Origin of the sequence: Streptomyces incarnatus, from assembly GCF_001027185.1 — a bacterium.
GTDB lineage: Bacteria > Actinomycetota > Actinomycetes > Streptomycetales > Streptomycetaceae > Streptomyces > Streptomyces puniciscabiei.
Genome location: NZ_CP011497.1, coordinates 7,629,298 through 7,644,294 on the forward strand (window position 1 = coordinate 7,629,298; position 14,997 = coordinate 7,644,294).

General features: G+C 73.6%; 16 protein-coding genes. 6 read left to right on the forward strand and 10 right to left on the reverse strand.

Annotation, left to right across the window (positions count from 1 at the left end; translation table 11 throughout):
- Window positions 1-1,055, reverse strand: a 1,055-nt coding sequence (locus ABB07_RS34715) for a D-alanyl-D-alanine carboxypeptidase family protein (RefSeq protein WP_244189610.1), incomplete at its 3' end; no start/stop codon positions are given.
- A 101-nt stretch (window positions 1,056-1,156) separates the two neighbouring features.
- Window positions 1,157-2,305, reverse strand: coding sequence for a transcription termination factor Rho (rho, locus tag ABB07_RS34720; protein ID WP_208902427.1), 1,149 nt, complete (start codon window positions 2,303-2,305; stop codon window positions 1,157-1,159).
- Window positions 2,306-2,889: 584 nt separating this feature from the next.
- Here rho and ABB07_RS41150 point away from each other — a divergent pair.
- Window positions 2,890-3,891: a hypothetical protein gene (locus tag ABB07_RS41150; RefSeq protein ID WP_244189611.1), complete on the forward strand. Its 1,002-nt coding sequence runs from the start codon at window positions 2,890-2,892 to the stop codon at window positions 3,889-3,891.
- 49 nt (window positions 3,892-3,940) lie between these two features.
- On the opposite strand, the gene ABB07_RS34730 is transcribed toward ABB07_RS41150, so the two are convergent.
- The gene (locus tag ABB07_RS34730) at window positions 3,941-4,339 is read right to left on the reverse strand and encodes a nuclear transport factor 2 family protein (RefSeq protein WP_208902428.1); all 399 of its coding nucleotides are present in this window, start codon (window positions 4,337-4,339) and stop codon (window positions 3,941-3,943) included.
- An 89-nt stretch (window positions 4,340-4,428) separates the two neighbouring features.
- Between ABB07_RS34730 and ABB07_RS34735 the strand changes: the two genes are divergently transcribed.
- On the forward strand, window positions 4,429-4,992 hold the full coding sequence (locus tag ABB07_RS34735; RefSeq protein WP_208902429.1) for a PadR family transcriptional regulator: 564 nt from the start codon (window positions 4,429-4,431) through the stop codon (window positions 4,990-4,992).
- Window positions 4,993-4,996: 4 nt separating this feature from the next.
- Window positions 4,997-5,749 (forward strand): class I SAM-dependent methyltransferase, encoded by a 753-nt coding sequence (locus tag ABB07_RS34740; RefSeq protein WP_208902430.1) that lies wholly within the window; start codon window positions 4,997-4,999, stop codon window positions 5,747-5,749.
- Here ABB07_RS34740 and ABB07_RS34745 read toward each other — a convergent pair.
- The 6 genes from ABB07_RS34745 to ABB07_RS34770 form a co-directional block, all read right to left on the reverse strand.
- A complete protein-coding gene (locus ABB07_RS34745) occupies window positions 5,719-6,477 on the reverse strand; it encodes a GntR family transcriptional regulator (RefSeq protein WP_208902431.1) in 759 nt (252 codons plus the stop codon). The two genes, ABB07_RS34740 and ABB07_RS34745, sit on opposite strands and share 31 nt — an antisense overlap.
- Window positions 6,478-6,607: 130 nt before the next feature.
- Window positions 6,608-7,786 carry a serine hydrolase domain-containing protein gene (locus tag ABB07_RS34750; RefSeq protein ID WP_208902432.1) on the reverse strand — a complete coding sequence of 393 codons (1,179 nt, stop codon included), beginning with the start codon at window positions 7,784-7,786 and terminating at the stop codon, window positions 6,608-6,610.
- Window positions 7,787-7,894: 108 nt separating this feature from the next.
- On the reverse strand, window positions 7,895-8,863 hold the full coding sequence (locus tag ABB07_RS34755) for an acetylxylan esterase (protein ID WP_208902433.1): 969 nt from the start codon (window positions 8,861-8,863) through the stop codon (window positions 7,895-7,897).
- Between the two features lie 106 nt (window positions 8,864-8,969).
- Window positions 8,970-9,554: an Rv1733c family protein gene (locus ABB07_RS34760; protein ID WP_208902434.1), complete on the reverse strand. Its 585-nt coding sequence runs from the start codon at window positions 9,552-9,554 to the stop codon at window positions 8,970-8,972.
- Window positions 9,555-9,768: 214 nt separating this feature from the next.
- Window positions 9,769-10,488, reverse strand: coding sequence for a ferredoxin reductase (locus ABB07_RS34765; RefSeq protein ID WP_208903742.1), 720 nt, complete (start codon window positions 10,486-10,488; stop codon window positions 9,769-9,771).
- 283 nt (window positions 10,489-10,771) lie between these two features.
- Window positions 10,772-11,377 (reverse strand): sulfite oxidase-like oxidoreductase, encoded by a 606-nt coding sequence (locus ABB07_RS34770; RefSeq protein WP_208902435.1) that lies wholly within the window; start codon window positions 11,375-11,377, stop codon window positions 10,772-10,774.
- A gap of 179 nt (window positions 11,378-11,556) precedes the next feature.
- Here ABB07_RS34770 and ABB07_RS34775 point away from each other — a divergent pair, with 179 nt between their 5' ends.
- Together ABB07_RS34775 and ABB07_RS34780 are read left to right on the forward strand one after the other, a co-directional pair.
- Window positions 11,557-12,480, forward strand: a complete 924-nt coding sequence (locus tag ABB07_RS34775) for an NADP-dependent oxidoreductase (RefSeq protein ID WP_208902436.1) — start codon at window positions 11,557-11,559, stop codon at window positions 12,478-12,480.
- Window positions 12,477-13,238, forward strand: a complete 762-nt coding sequence (locus ABB07_RS34780; RefSeq protein WP_425264784.1) for a GNAT family N-acetyltransferase — start codon at window positions 12,477-12,479, stop codon at window positions 13,236-13,238. The genes ABB07_RS34775 and ABB07_RS34780 overlap by 4 nt, the downstream gene beginning before the upstream one ends.
- A 22-nt stretch (window positions 13,239-13,260) precedes the next feature.
- Here the strand turns inward: ABB07_RS34780 and ABB07_RS34785 are convergent, their stop codons facing one another.
- On the reverse strand, window positions 13,261-13,659 hold the full coding sequence (locus tag ABB07_RS34785; protein ID WP_244189817.1) for a MarR family winged helix-turn-helix transcriptional regulator: 399 nt from the start codon (window positions 13,657-13,659) through the stop codon (window positions 13,261-13,263).
- Window positions 13,660-13,784: 125 nt separating this feature from the next.
- Between ABB07_RS34785 and ABB07_RS34790 the strand changes: the two genes are divergently transcribed.
- On the forward strand, window positions 13,785-14,885 hold the full coding sequence (locus tag ABB07_RS34790) for an ABC-2 transporter permease (RefSeq protein WP_208902438.1): 1,101 nt from the start codon (window positions 13,785-13,787) through the stop codon (window positions 14,883-14,885).
- Window positions 14,886-14,997: the final 112 nt, after the last annotated feature.

Below are 14,997 nucleotides of genomic sequence, written 5' to 3' on the forward strand. Positions count from 1 at the left end.
GGCGTCGCCGCGGCCGCGGCCACCGGTGCGGCCGTCGACGCCGGCCGGGACGTGACGCGCAGCCCGTCCAGCGAGCCGACCGGATCCACCCGGCCGGCCGCGGAGAACCCCCAGTCGAGCAGCTCGCGCGCCTCCTCGTACACCGCCAAGCCGCCGCCGTGCTGAGGGTTCATCACGGTCACCACCAGCGTGCGCGCGCCATGCCGGGCGGCCGCCACCAGGGTGTTGCCCGCGTTGCTGGTGTAGCCGTTCTTGATGCCGATCAGCCCGGGATACTTCACCACGCCGTTCGCACCGGTCAGCAGCCGGTTGGTGTTCCGGATGCCGAACGACGCGCCGTCCCCGGGGAAGTACGCCTCCGCGGTCGAGCAGTAGCGGGCGAAGTCGGGATTGCGCAGGCCCTCCCGGCCGAAGACCGCCAGGTCGTAGGCGGAGGACACCTGGCCGTCGGCGTCGTAGCCGTCGGGGGAGACGACATGGGTGTCCAGGGCGCCGAGCGAGCGCGCCTTGGCCTGCATCGCGGCCGCCGTGGCCGACCAGCCGCCGTTCAGCGAGGCGAGCACGTGCACGGCGTCGTTGCCCGAGTTGAGGAAGACGCCGCGCCACAGGTCGGCCACCTGGTAGGTGTGTCCCTCCTGGACGCCGACCAGGCTGCTGCCCGGGCCGATGTCCGCCAGTTCCTCGTTGCGCACGGTGTGCCGCATCGTGGCGGGCAGGGACGGCAGCACGGTGAGGGCGAACAGGGTCTTCAGGGTGCTCGCGGGCGGCAGCTTGCGGTGCGCGTCGCTCGCGGCCAGTACCGCCCCGCTGCCGGCGTCGGCCACCACCCAGGACAGCGCCGACACCTCCGGCAGCTCGGGCGCGTCCCGGTGCGGCCGGACCTGGGTGCCGGAGCCGTAGAGCTGGGACGGCTGGGGCATCACCGCCCGGGGCCCGGGCGGGGCGGGTTCCCCGGTACGGGGCCCGGCGAAGGCGGCGGGGGAGAGTGCCAGTACGCCGGCCGCGCACAGGGCACAGGCCGACACGGCCACCCGATGAGAAAGTCCGCTGATCATATGATCAACGTACGAACCTGGGTGTCATCCCTCGCGCCGTAGCGGCCGTTCGGAGCACACGAGCAACCCGGATGCCGCACCGAGGCCGCCTCCGGGCGGGCTCAGCCGGCGGGCAGGGTGGGCCGGATCTGCCGCAGGAACGCGGCGTTGTCGGAGGTGGAGCGCAGCCGCTCCAGGAGGGTCTGAAGGCCGGACGGGCCGCCCTCGCGGGAGCGCAGCACCCGGCGCAGCCCGTGTACGGCCGCCAACTCGGCCGGGGGGAGGAGGAGTTCCTCGCGCCGGGTGCCGGTGGCGTCGAGGTCCACGGCGGGGAAGAGGCGCCGGGCGGCGGACTCCCGGTCCAGGCGCAGCTCCATGTTGCCCGTGCTCTTCAGCTCCTCGAAGTAGTAGCCGTCGGCGCGCGAGCCGGTGTCCACCAGGACGGTGGCGAGGATGGTCAGCGAGCCGCCCTCCTCGGCCTGCCGGGCGGCGCCGAAGAACCGCTTCGGCCCGAGCAGCGCGCCCGCGTCGACACCGCCGCTCAGCGTGCGGCCGCCGGCGGCGGAGGCGTTGTTGTGCGCCCGGCACAGCCGGGTCAGCGAGTCCAGCAGGATCACGACGTCCTCGCCGGCCTCCACCAGGCGCTTGGCCCGCTCGACGACGAGCTCGGCGAGCGCGATGTGCTCCCTGGGCGTCCGGTCGAAGGTGGAGGCGTACACCTCGCCGCGCACCGAGCGGCGCATCTCGGTGACCTCCTCGGGGCGCTCGTCCAGCAGCAGGACGATCAGCCGGCACTCGGGGTGGTTGCCGGCCACGGCGGCCGCGAGCTGCTGGAGCAGCACCGTCTTGCCGCTCTTCGGCGGGGCCACGATGAGTCCGCGCTGGCCCTTGCCGACCGGTGCGAAGAGATCGGTGACGCGCCCTGCCGGTCCGGACGCGGGGTGTTCGAGACGGATGCGCTCGTGCGGGTGGAGCGGGGTGAGGTCACGGAAGTGGCGCCGGGCGCGGAGGTCCGCCGGGTCGCGGCCGTCGACGCGCGTGACCTCGGTCAGCGCGCGCCGGTCACCCCGGACGCCTTCGACGAGGTCGCCCTTGCGCAGCCCATGGCGCCGGATCAGGCCTGGCGCGACCTGGGGATCGGCGGGGGAGGGCAGCAGGTGCGCGGCCCGCAGATGCCCCTTCCCCTGCGCGTCGATGTCGAGGACACCGGTGACGAGCCGGGCGGCCGGGGCCTGTTGGGCCACGGGAGGGTGTTCGAGTGCGGTGGTCATGGTGGGAGGTCCTTTCACGGACGGAAGACCGAGAGCGGGAAGGGGGGATGAGGCCGCGAGCGGGAGGCTTGACAGCTGCCTCCGGGCGGCGGGAACGGCACCTCGGTACGGCGGAAACGCCCTGGTCACGAGGTGGTGCAGAGAAGAAGCCCGGGCCGGTCGGAAGCCTCGGCCGGGGGCTGGTGGAGAGAAGAGCGGCGCCGGTGTCCGTACGACGGGACACGCACACGCTCTGATCGCACTATACCCGTGCGCTCGGTCCGGTCAACATGCCGCCGTTCCCGGCTGTTCCCGCCCCCTCGCGGGCTGCCGCACCACCTCGGCAACGCGCTCCTGCACCGGACGGTTCGCCGCGGCGGCCCAGAGCCCAGCCGCATACCGGCCATGCGAACGCCAGGGCCGCGGCACACGGCGGTGCCGAGCGCGTCCGGGGGAGCCGCAGGCGACACTGGAGGGCCGGGGGCTCGCGCCCCGGCCCTTTCGCTGCCGGATGTCATGTCAGGGAACCGCACCAGATGTCCCCAGACCATAACGATCCCGGACGTCGGGGGACTTGACCGTCAACCGTGGACTATTTTCAAGGCATGTCCACGCCACCGCAGTCCCCGCAGCCGGCCGACCAGCCGGTTCCGCAGCCCCAGCAGCCCGGGCCGGCGCCGGCCGTCCCGCCGCAGCCGACGGCCTACCCCTACCCGAACCCGCAGTCCCCGCCGCCGGGCAGCTTCTACGCCCAGCCCACGCTGGTCGGCCAGCCCACCGCGCAGCCGCAGCCGCAGCCGCAGCCGCAGCCGGGACAGCCGGGCCAGTTCGGCCAGGGCCAGCAGTCGGGCCAGTTCGGCCAGGGGCAGCCGGGGCAGCCGGGCCAGTTCGGTCAGCCGACCCAGCCGCAGCCGGGCAACCCCTATGCGCAGGCTCCCCAGTTCGGGGCCGCGGTGCCGCCCGTGCCTCCGTCCGGTGGCGGCGGAGTGGGCAAGGCGGTGCTGTGGGCGGCGGTCGGCGCGGTCGTCGCCTCCGCCGCCTGGGCGGGCGGTGTGTTCCTCCTCGGCGGCAAGGGCGACAGCGCGGACCTGCGCGGCTACTCGGCGCCGTCCGACATGTGCTCCAGCGCCGACTACTCCTCCTTCAAGGACGAGTATCCGCAAGGCGACTCCTCGCCGACCAAGACCTCGCTGAAGAACGTGGCGCTGGACGAGGGTTTCTGCAGCGTGGGCCTGAAGAAGACCGGCTCGACCTATGCGGACGCCTATCTGTCCATGCAACTGGACCTGCACAAGAAGACGAACCCCGGGCCCGAGTTCACCGCCACCTGGAAGAACTACGGTGACAGCCACACCGGTTACGGCGTCTCCCCGGTCAGCGGCATCGGCGACGAGGCCTACCTGGTCAGCCAGGACACCACCAGCGGCTCCTCCAGCGGTTCCCGCTACGCCACGCTCGCCGTCCGCGACGGCTGGGTGACGTACACGATGAGCTACAGCGCCTACCTGACCTCGTACGACCAGGACAAGAACCCGCCCGCGCTCAGCGACGTGGACGACTGGCTGAAGAAGGACGCCAAGGCCACGCTCGGCCGGCTGAAGAACTGACCCTCAGGCGTCACCCTGACCCTGGCGTGACCGCGCGGCGGAGGCGTGCTCACGCCGAGCGCGCCTCCGCCTCCTGCACGATGCCGTCGAACCGCGCGCCCATGGCCTCGGCGAGGGCGTGCGCCCCGGACAGCGGGCGGACCATGACCATGAACTCGTCGATCAGGCCGTCCTCGTTGACGTGCAGGAAGTCGCAGCCGGTCAGTTCGCGGTCGCCGACCCGGGCGGTGAAGACCAGCGCGTGGTCGGGGGCGGCCGGGTCGCCGATCTCGCGGACGTACCGGAAGTCCTCGAAGACGTGGAAGACCGCGCGCAGGATCGCCGCGGTGATCGCCTTGCCCGGATACGGCTTGAAGACGACCGGGCTGGAGAAGACGACGTCCTCGGCCAGCAGCGCCTCGACGGCATCGATGTCGCCGGCCTCCACCGCCGCACGGAACGCGTGCATCGGATCACCTCGCACAGTCAGAAAAGTCAGATAGACAATTATTTGAATAGGTGCGGATGAGGTTAGTCAACGACTGCTAGCCTGTCCACATGTCGCTCAAGTACGCCGTCCTGGCCGCCCTGCTGGAGGGCGAGGCCTCGGGCTACGAGCTGTCGAAGTCGTTCGACGTCTCGCTCGCGAACTTCTGGCCCGCCACCCCGCAGCAGCTCTACCGGGAGCTGGAGCGCCTCGCGCAGGACGGCCTGGTCCAGGCGCGGACGGTGCAGCAGGAACGGCGGCCGAACAAGCGGATGTTCACGCTCACCGAGGCCGGCCGGGCCGAGCTGGACGCCTTCGCCGCCGAGCCGCCGAAGCGGCCCACCGCCATCCGCGACGAGCTCCTCATCAAGATCCAGGCGATGGACGGCGGCGACCCGGAGGTCACCCGCGCGCTGATCGAGGAGCGCATGGGCTGGGCGCGCGGCAAGCTCGACCGCTACCGGCGGGTGCAGGCCCGCCTCCTCGGCGGCCGGACCGAGGGCGAGTACCTGAGCAACGCCGACCGCGTCGGCCCGTACCTCACCCTCATGGCCGGGATCGGCTTCGAGGAGGAGAACCTGCGCTGGTGCGAGCGGGCGCTCGCGGTCCTGACCCGGCGGGTGGCCCTAGGCTGAGGACATGTTCGGTCCCGAAGGCCCCAACCTGCGTGAACTCGCCGTGCAGGCACTGTCGTCCGTCGAGCGCGGCTACGACCTGCTCGCCCCCAAGTTCGATCACACGCCCTTCCGGACACCGGACGGCGTCCTGGACTCCGTGGCGAAGGCGCTCACCCCGCTCGGCCCGTTCGAGGACGGGCTCGACCTGTGCTGCGGCACGGGAGCGGGGGCCGAGGTGCTCACCGGTCTGTGCCGCCGCAGTGTCACCGGGGTCGACTTCAGCGCGGGCATGCTCGGCGTCGCCCGGCACCGGGTGCGGCCCGCCGGCGGGCCCGGGGTCGCCTGGGTGCGCGGCGACGCCCGTGCCCTGCCGTTCGCGGCCGCCTTCGATCTCGTGGTCTCCTTCGGCGCGTTCGGCCACTTCCTGCCCCGCGAACTGCCGGGGCTGTTCGGTCAGGTCCACTCCGTCCTGCGGCCGGGCGGCCGGTTCGCCTTCCCGGTGCTCGCCCCGCCCCGGCCGACGCGGGCCGGGTTCTGGATGCTGCTCGGCTTCGACACGGTGATGCGGGTGCGCAACGCCCTGTGGCGGCCGCCGTTCGTCATGTACTACCGGTCCTTCCGGCTCGGCGGCGTGCTCGGCGAGCTGGGCCGGGCCGGATTCGCGGTCGAGCTGCACCCGCTGCCCGAGTTCGGGCGGCGCGGTGACGGCAGCCCACGGGCCCGGCTGGTGGTGGCACGGCGGGCTCAGCCGGCCGCCGGCAGCGTGAACTCGTAGACCAGGGCGTCCCGTTCGGCGTCCACCACCAGGTCGGTGATCTCCAGCGGCCGGGCGTACTGGTCGTGCACCCGCCGGGTCACCCGCACCGAGGCGGCGCCGTCGAGCTGGGTGATGGAATCACGGTGGTGCAGGGACAGGCCGGCCTGGCGCATCCAGTCGTAGGCCCGGCGCAGTTGCGCGGGGGTGGTGCCGTCGGCCCGGCTGCGGTAGCGGGCCAGCTCGGCGACCTCGGCCAGGGCCACCGCCGAGAACGAGGTCACGGCCGTCCGCAGCGACCGGCCGTCCGGCGTCGCCGACCGGTAGCGGTGCACCAGCGTCGGCCGGTGCGGGGCCAGTCCCAGCGCCCGGGCGTGCTCCTCCGGCGGCGCCTCCCAGGTCACCGTGGCCAGGTCGACCGCGCACGGGTCGGCCGACCGGGCGCCCAGCGGGAAGGCCGGTGTCCCCGGCGCCGCGACGGGCCGGGCGGGCAGCGTGGCATGGCTGCCCCGCCGGTCGGTGGAGACGGCACCGCTGCGCCGCAGCACCTCCAGGGCCTGCCGTACGGTCTCCCGGCTGACCTGGAAGTAGGCGGCCAAGTGCCGCTCGCCCGGCAGCCGTTCGCCCGGGGGGATGGTGCCGGCGCGCAGTTCGTCGAGGAGCAGCGCCGCGATCCGTCCGTACAGGGGCCGGTCGTCGCTCTGCGCCGCTTCGTGCGGTGCGGATTCTTTCGGGGTGGTGCGGGCCATGCCGCGCCCTCCTGTGGTGACAAGACGTAGTCGTGCGGGCTCGTTGCGCGACCACACTTAGCATTGGTCTAAACCACGAGGGAAGAGCGGACTGCCGGTTCGGCCGAAACCCACCCGCGCGATCGCGCCGTCACAGGGCGCTGTACAGGGCGTCGATGAGCGCCATCTTCCGTGGGTCGTCGGCGATGCGCGGCCCCATCCGGTTCATCACGTACCCCAGCGACACATCGGCCTCCGGATCGGCGAGTCCGCACGAACCGCCGAACCCGTCATGACCGAAAGCCCGCGGATTCGGGCCGTACGACCCGTGCGGACCGCTCAGCCACAGCCCGAGCCCCGCCTCCGTCTCCCGGTCGAAGCCCGCGCCCAGCACCAGATCGCGGCAGCTTCCCTGGCCCTCGCGCACCCGCTCCGCCGCCTCCGGCGACAGAAGGCGCCGCCCGTCGTGCCGGCCGCGCCCGGCGAGGACGCCGTACAGTGCCGCGACGGCGCGTGCGGTGCCGTGCCCGTTCGACGCGGGGATCTCCGCCGCCCGCCACTCGGCCGTGTTCGCCTCCGCCGCGCCGACCACCGGATTCGTCAGCGCCGCCAGCGCGGCGGGCGCCAACTGGCCGAAGGCCGCCGCCTGTTCACCGCGGTCGGCGGCCGGCGGATGCACCAGTTCGGCCGCCCGACCCGCCTCCTTCGCCGGCAGCCCGACCGTGAAGTCGATCCCGAGCGGCCCGGTCACCTCCCGCTCCAGGAAGGCCCCCGGCCGCAGCCCGGAGACCCGCCGGACGACCTCGCCGACCAGGTGGCCGTACGTCAGCGCGTGGTACCCGGAGACGGTGCCCGGCTCCCACCACGGCTCGGTCGCCGCCAGCCGGGCGGTCGTCAGCTGCCAGTCGTACAGGTCCGCCAGGGAGTGCGGCTCGCGCAGCCCGGACAGCCCCGCGCGGTGCGACAGCAGATGCCGTACCAGCACCTTCTCCTTGCCCGCGGCCGCGAACTCCGGCCAGTACGCGGCCACGGGCGCGTCGAGGTCGAGCAGTCCCCGGTCGGCGAGCAGATGCGCGCACAGGGCCACCGGGCCCTTGGTGGTCGACCACACGTTCACCAGCGTGTCCCGCTCCCACGCCCGGGTGGCCGCCGCGTCCGCCCAGCCGCCCCAGAGGTCCACCACCGGGGTGCCGTCGACGGTCACGGCGACGGCGGCGCCCAGTTCGCCCCGCTCCCGGAAGTTGGCCTCGAACGCCTCCCGCACCGCTGTGAAGCGCGCGTCGCAGTGGCCGTGGACCTGTGTCTCGTGCTGGGTCTCGTGCGCGGACATCGGACCTCCGTCGTCGCCGGAAACCCGGGCCGCGGCGCTGCGGCCCGGGTGCCCCGAACGTACCGACTGGTCGGACTGGAGGGAAGACCCTCACACGGGCCCGCCGCGTCAGGCGTACGACCGCAGCCAGCGCAGCTTCTCCGCCTCGTGGAAGGGGCCGCCGCCCTCGTGGTCGTTGAAGTCGTAGACCTCGATCGCCTTGTCCTCGTGCGCCCAGGCGTTGAACGCGGCGAACACCGTCGACGGCGGGCAGGTCTGGTCCTCCAGCGCCGCCGAGAAGAGGGCCGGCGCCCGGCCGCGGGCCGCGAAGTGCACGCCGTCGAAGTAGGACAGTGTGCGCTGCACCTCAGCCGAGCGGCCGCGGTGCGTCTTGAGGAACAGGCCGATCTCGCGGTAGGGGTGCCGGTCGGTCAGCGTCGACGCGCGCGGGAAGTCGCACAGGAACGGCACGTCCGGCGCCACCGCGACCAGGTCGGGGACCAGGCCGCCGACGGCCAGGGTGATGCCGCCGCCCTGGCTCGCGCCGAGCGCCACGGTCCGCGACGCGTCGGCCAGCGGGTGCGAGCGGGCCGCCTCGACGGCGCGCACGGCGTCCGCGTACACCCGGCGGTAGTAGTAGTTCTCGGGTGCGTCTATGCCCCGCGTCATGAAGCCGGGATAGGCCGGGGCCGCGCCGACCGGGTCCGCCGTGCCGCCCCCGGCGCCCCAGGCGCTGCCCTGTCCGCGGGTGTCCATCACGAAGTGGGCCCGGCCCGTCGAGGCCCACAGCAGGCTCTCGTGCGGCAGCCCGCGTCCGCCGCCGTAGCCGATGAACTCCACGACCAGGGGCAGGGGTTCGGTCGCGCCAGCGGGCAGCCGGAGCCAGCCCTTGACCGGGTGGCCGCCGAACCCCGCGAACGTGACGTCGTACACCTGGACCGTCGACAGTCCGGTGTCCACCGGCTCGAAGCGGGCGTCCAGCTCGTGCTCCCGCACCTCCTCGAGGGTCTTGTCCCAGAAGGCGTCGAAGTCCTCCGGCTCGATGGACTCGCTGCGGTGCTCGCGGAGTTCGTCCAGGGGCAGGTCGAACAGGGCCATGTACAACCACCTTTGCGAAGGGAGACTGCGTCAGCTCACCGTACGTGGGTGCCGGAGGGCTGACCAGTAAGCGTTTGCGCCCTCGCGGCGGCCGTGCACCCGCCGTTCACGCCCGCGGCTGGGTCCACCTCGGTCCCGTCCGCGCCCACTCCCGCTCCCACTCCGCCAGGCGGTGGCGCAGCGCGATCCGGCGCTCGACGGCGTGGCCGAGGAGCACGAGGGCCGCCGAACCGCCCGCCGCGACCAGGCCGACGGTCACCGTGTGCTGCCAGACCGCCGTGTCGCCCGGCGGCGGCGCGACGCTGCGGCCCCGGGCGTCGAACCACACCGAGACGGTGTCACCGGTACGGGTTCCCGCGGGCACCCGGGCCCAGGCCGTACGGATTCCCCTGCCCGGCTCGCTCCAGCGGACCTGGGCGCGGTACGCGTACGCGCGGTCGCTCTGCTCGGACGACAGCCGCTCGGGCGGGGCGCCGATCACCCGGGCACGCACCTGGTGGCGCTCGGCCCGCTGGGTGGCCGCGAGGCTCCGGGCCGTGTCATGCGCGCGCAGGCCCGCGGCGACGCCCACCAGCGGTGTGACGACGAACAGCAGGACGGCGACGATCAGCACCGTCCACGCCTCCACGACGTCCGAGCGGCGCCGCAGCGGATTGCGCCGCCAGCGCCAGCCACGCACCCCGGTACGCATGTCCACCTCCTCGCACCGTCGGAGCCGGAGAGCCGACGAGCCGGTCCGTACGGCCCTTCACCCCCGCCGCTCACGCACACGAGCGTCCACACCCGTCTCGTACCCCGTACGGAGCACCTCGCTCACGCCGCGAACCGCGAGTTCGAGCCCTCCTGGAGCACGGAACGCGTCACGCGCCCCACGGCCGCTCGGACGACCCCGGCGTGCGACCCGGTCAGCCGAAGCGCTCGATCCGGATCCGGTCGGCCGGCTGGCCCGCCGCGACGAGCAGCCGGGACGCGTGCTCGGCGAACCCGTTGGATCCGCACACATAGGCTTCCCACCCACCGGGAGGCTGCTCGGCCAGGAGTGGCGCCACATGTGCGGCGGCCATACGTCCCATCGGCACACCCTGTGGGGCGCTGCGAGTGAAGACGGGCGTCGTCTCCGCGCCCAGCTCGGCCGCGTAGATCAGCTCCTCGGGGCTGCGCGCGGACACCAGCATGCGCAGCGGCACGGTGAGGGAGCGCCTGCGGTGGTGCCGCACCATCGACATCAGCGGGACGATCCCGGATCCGGCACCGATCAGCAGCGCGGGCCGGTCGCCCGGCCAGGCGAAGAAGCCGCTCAGCGGCCCGCGCACCTCGACCGTGTCGCCGGGCCGGGCGACCGTGTGGAACCAGCCGGAGACCTCGCCGTCCGGCACCTGGTCCAGGGTCAGCTCGATGTGCCCGGAGTCGTCCGGCGCCGACGCGATCGAGTAGTGCCGCTGGGCCACGTAACCGTCCTGCGCGGTGAGGCGCACCAGCAGATGCTGGCCCGGCAGATGCCCCGCCCAGCCCGGCACCGCCAGCCGGAAGCTGGCCGCGCGCGCCGTCTCCCGCCGGATCCCCACCACCGTGGCGAGCTGCCACACCGCCGCGACCTGCTCACTCACGGCGATCCGCCCGGGCACGGCGAAACGCGTGGTGGGAACGACGAACCCGGAGCCGGGCGCGGGAGCATCCGGCGGCTGCAGGGCTGTGCCAGGAGAGCCCACACGCGGCGTGCGGGCGGTCGGGTCGGGGGCCGCGGGCTGGGCGGAGTCGTTCGGCGCCGCCGTGGCTGCTTCCGGTGCCGTGGCGTCGGGAGCCGCTTGCGGGGCGGGCGTGGTCGGCTCCGTGGCCGGGGGCCGGGGCCTGGGCGGGGGTCCCGGTTCCGGGTGGGTGGCGTGGGTGCCTGGGTTCGTCGTCATCGGGTCAGTCACCGGAGTAGCGCTGCTCCTCCCAGGGGTTGCCGCGTTCGTGGTAGCCGTTGCCCTCCCAGAAGCCCGGCTCGTCGTGGTCGAGGAGGGTGAGCCCGGCGATCCACTTGGCGCTCTTCCAGAAGTACAGGTGGGGCACCAGCAGCCGCGCCGGCCCACCGTGCTCGGCCGGCAGCGGCTCGCCGTCGTACTCCCAGACGATCCAGGCCCGCCCGCCGGTGAGGTCGGCGAGCGGCAGGTTGGTGGTGTAGCCGGTGTGGGAGCGGGCGAGCACATGGGTGGCGGACACATGGGGGCGGACCACATGGAAGAAGGCGTCCAGGGAGACACCGCCGAAGCTCACCCCGAACTTCGACCAGCCCGTCACGCAGTGGATGTCGCCGTCGTACGCCGACGCCGGCAGCGCGTGCGCCGCGTCCCAGTCCCAGGTGTGCGGCCGCTCGACCAGGCCGTCGATCCGGAGGGACCAGTCGGCCGGTGCGAGGTCGGGGGTGACCTCGGCGGACAGGACGGGCCAGTCCTCGCCCGCGTCGTACTGCCCGGGCGGCAGCCCCGGGTTGTGGACGCGCGGGCGGCCCGTGAAGCCTCGCGTAACGTTCATCCTTCAACCGTACGGGGTCGGTCCGGATGCTCCGTCCCTGGTCACCCCCCGTCAGGCCCGGATGATTGCGGCCGTATGAACTCTTTCGGGCCAGGGGAATAGCTCTGCGGCGCTTCTCCTTTGCGCTCGATGCCGGCACCGGTAGACCGGTGACAGCGCGAGAGAAGCGAGGAACGAGCATGCCCAAGGCGTATGTCTACACACGGCACGGAGGACCGGAGACCGAGGCGCTGATCGACCTGGACCGTCCCAGCCCGGGGCCCGGCGAGATCCTGATCGCGGTCCGCGCGGCGGGCGTCAACCCCGTCGACTGGAAGCTGCGTGACGGCTTCCGCCGCCCCGGCGAGGGCGAGCGTGTCTTTCCGGCGGTCTTCGGCAACGAGGCCGCCGGCGTCGTCGAGGAGGTCGGCCCGGGGGTCACCGGCTTCGCCGCCGGCGACGAGGTGTTCGGCAGCGCCGCGCACGGCGCATTCGCCGAGTACGCCCTGCTCACCGCCGACTCGACCGCCCACAAGCCCGCCGCGCTGTCCTTCGGTGCCGCCGCCACCCTCCCGGTCGCCGCCGCCACCGCCTACGACGGCGTCCGCCAGCTGGGCCTGCCCGGTGGCTCGACCCTGCTGGTGACGGGCGCGGGCGGCGGCGTCGGCAGCGCTGCCGTGCAGATCGCCCGCGCCTTCGGACTGCGGGTCGTGGGGGTGGCGAGCGAGGGCAAGAGGGAGTTCGTCCAGTCGCTGGGCGCGGTGCACGTGGCCTCCGGCCCCGAGCTGGCCGAGCGGGTGCGGGCCGCCGCGCCGGACGGGATCGACGGGGTGTACGACCTGGTGGGCGGGCCGGTGCTCACCGCGGCCGCCGAGCTGCTGAAGGACCGGAGCAAGCTGGTCACCGCGGGCTCCCCGCAGCAGGCCGTGGCCGCGCTCGGCGGCGCCCCCGTGCACCGGGTCCGCACCGCCGCCGTCCTCGAGGCGGTGGCCGACCTCGCCGTACGCGGCGCCCTGAAGCCGCACATCACCCGCGCCTTCCCGCTGGAGCAGGCGGGCCAGGCGCTGCGCACCGTGGAGGACGGGCACGCCCTCGGCAAGATCGTGATCGAGGTGGCCGCGTGAGCCTCATAGCCGGAGCGGGCGTCGGCGACCGTACCGCCGCCGATACCCCGCACGTCCTCGACAACCCCGCCCTCGCCTCCCTGACCGGCCCGCACGCCCACTTCGCCCAGCGGCGCGGCCGCGTGCTGCGCTATCCCGTCGACGTCTCCCCCTGGCTGGCGCTGCCCGACGAACCGGACGCGCGGGACTGGGCGGATCTGGCGGCGCTGGCCGGTCCCGGCGCGGAGATCCCGCTGGCGGGGTACCGCGGTGAGGTGCCGGACGGCTGGGAGATCACCTTCCGGATCGACGGGGTCCAGTTCGTGGACGACGGCCTGGCCGCCGCGCCGGACGCTGAGGCGGTCCGCCTCGGCCCGGCGGACGTGCCCGAGATGCTCGACCTCGTGGCCCGCACCCGGCCCGGACCGTTCCTGCCGCGCACCGTGGAACTCGGCACCTACCTCGGTATCCGCCGCCGCGGCGCGCTGATCGCCATGGCGGGGGAGCGGCTGCACCCGCCGGGCTGGACCGAGATCAGCGCGGTCTGCACCGACCCCGCCTTCCGCGGCGAGGGCCTCGCCACCCGGCTGATCCTCGCGGTCGCGCACGGCATCCGGGAGCGCGGCGAGACGCCGTTCCTGCACACGAGCGCCGAGAACACGGGCGCGATCCGGCTGTACGAGTCCCTCGGTTTCCGGCTGCGCCGCCGTACGGCGTTCCTCGCGGCCCGCGCCCCGGAGCGGCCGGCCGACGAGCGGGCCGCGGCGCCGGTGGCATGAGCGGCACCGGACGGCCGGGGGCTCAGCCGGCCCCGGTCTCGCCCGGACCCGCGTTGTACCGCTCCAGGTAGGCCGCGAAGCGCACCAAATCCTCCTCCGGCCAGTCCGCGAGCCGTTCGCGGAAGGCGGCCCGGCGGCTGCGGGTGACCTGGGCGAGGATCTCCCGGCCCGCCTCCGTCAGGTGCAGTACCTGGACCCGGTGGTCCTCCGGGTCCAGGCGGCGCTCGATCAGCCCCGCCCGTTCCAGCGCGGCCACCTGGCGGCTGACGGTGGACTTGTCCAGCGCGTAGTGCGCCGCCAGGTCGGTCGCGCGGCAGCCGTCACGCTCCTCCAGATGGCCGAGCAGGGTGTACGAGACCAGGGACAGCTCGGGATGCATCCGGCCCGCCGAGGCGCGGGCCCGGCGGGCGAAGACCGTCATCTCGCGCTGGATCGACTCGACGGCCGACTCCGCTGTGCTCACGGGAGTACCTCCTTCGGCGTTCTAGTTGTATAGTACAACTTGAACGGAAAGTTGTAATAGCCAACCTTTGGAGGTCGTGCGCGATGAGGTCACCGGCCCTGCGCCATGTGCTGACGCACCTGATCACCCCGCTGCTGATGTGCCTGGGCATGGGGCTCGCGTACATGGGGGCCTTCGTGACCCCGGAGCCGCACCACCTGCCGGTCGCCGTGGTCGGCAGCGCACCGCAGGCGAAGGTCTTCGCCCAGACGGTCAAGGACACCGCCGGGGACAGGCTCGACGTCCGCACGGTCCCGACCCGCGCCGACGCCGTCGGCCTGCTGAAGTCCCGCGCCGTGACCGGTGCCTATGTGCCGAGCGCCAAGGCGCCCGAGCTGCTGGTGGCGAGCGCCGCCTCCGACATGGGCGCGACGGCCGTCGAGAAGGTCTTCACGCCGGTCGCCGCCAAGGAGGGCGTGCCGCTGAAGGTCACCGACGTGGCCGAACCGGTCGCCGACGACCCCACCGGGCAGGGCCTGTTCTTTCTGCTGATCGCGCTCAGCATCGGCTCCTACGCCTCGGTCGCCGCCCTCGGTGCCGCCGGCGCCGCCCTCGCGATGCGGGTACGCGCGCTGCTCGCGCTCGGTGTCTCCGCCGTGGTCAGCGGCATCGGCGCGCTGCTCGCCGGACCGGTGTTCCACCTCGCCCACCACGACCTCGCGGGCGTGTGGGGCATGGCCTGGCTGTACTCGGCCGGCATTCTCTTCATCGGCGTCGGCCTGCACACCTTCCTGAAGCGGTGGACCACGCTCACCATGATGGTGCTGTTCGTGATGCTCAACTTCACCAGCTCCGGCGGGTTGTTCCGGCCCGAGCTGCAGAACGGCTTCTTCGGCACGCTGCACGCCTTCTGGAACGGCGCCGGCTTCGTCGAGGGCGTCCGCAGCCTGCTGTACTTCGGCGACGACGGCCTGTCCGGCAACGCCTCGACCCTCGTGGTCTGGCTGCTGGTGGGCCTGGTCGTCACCGGGATCGCGGCCCTGTACGAGCGGCCCCGCCGGGCCCGGCACGCGGCCGGCCACCCCGGCGCCGCGACCGAGCCGACGGCCACCCCTGCGCCGGCGCCCCCGGAGCGGGAGGCAGTGCGGTCGGCCGAGGCTGAGGAAGAGGCCGAGGAAGAAATCGAGGAGACGGTGGGCGTCTGACCGACACCGCCCGGGGACTTCGATCCAGCACCGGCTCGGGCCCTCTGGCCCGGCACCGGCCCGGGGCTTCTGGCCCGGCACCGGCTCGGGCCCTCTGGCCCGGCACCGGCCC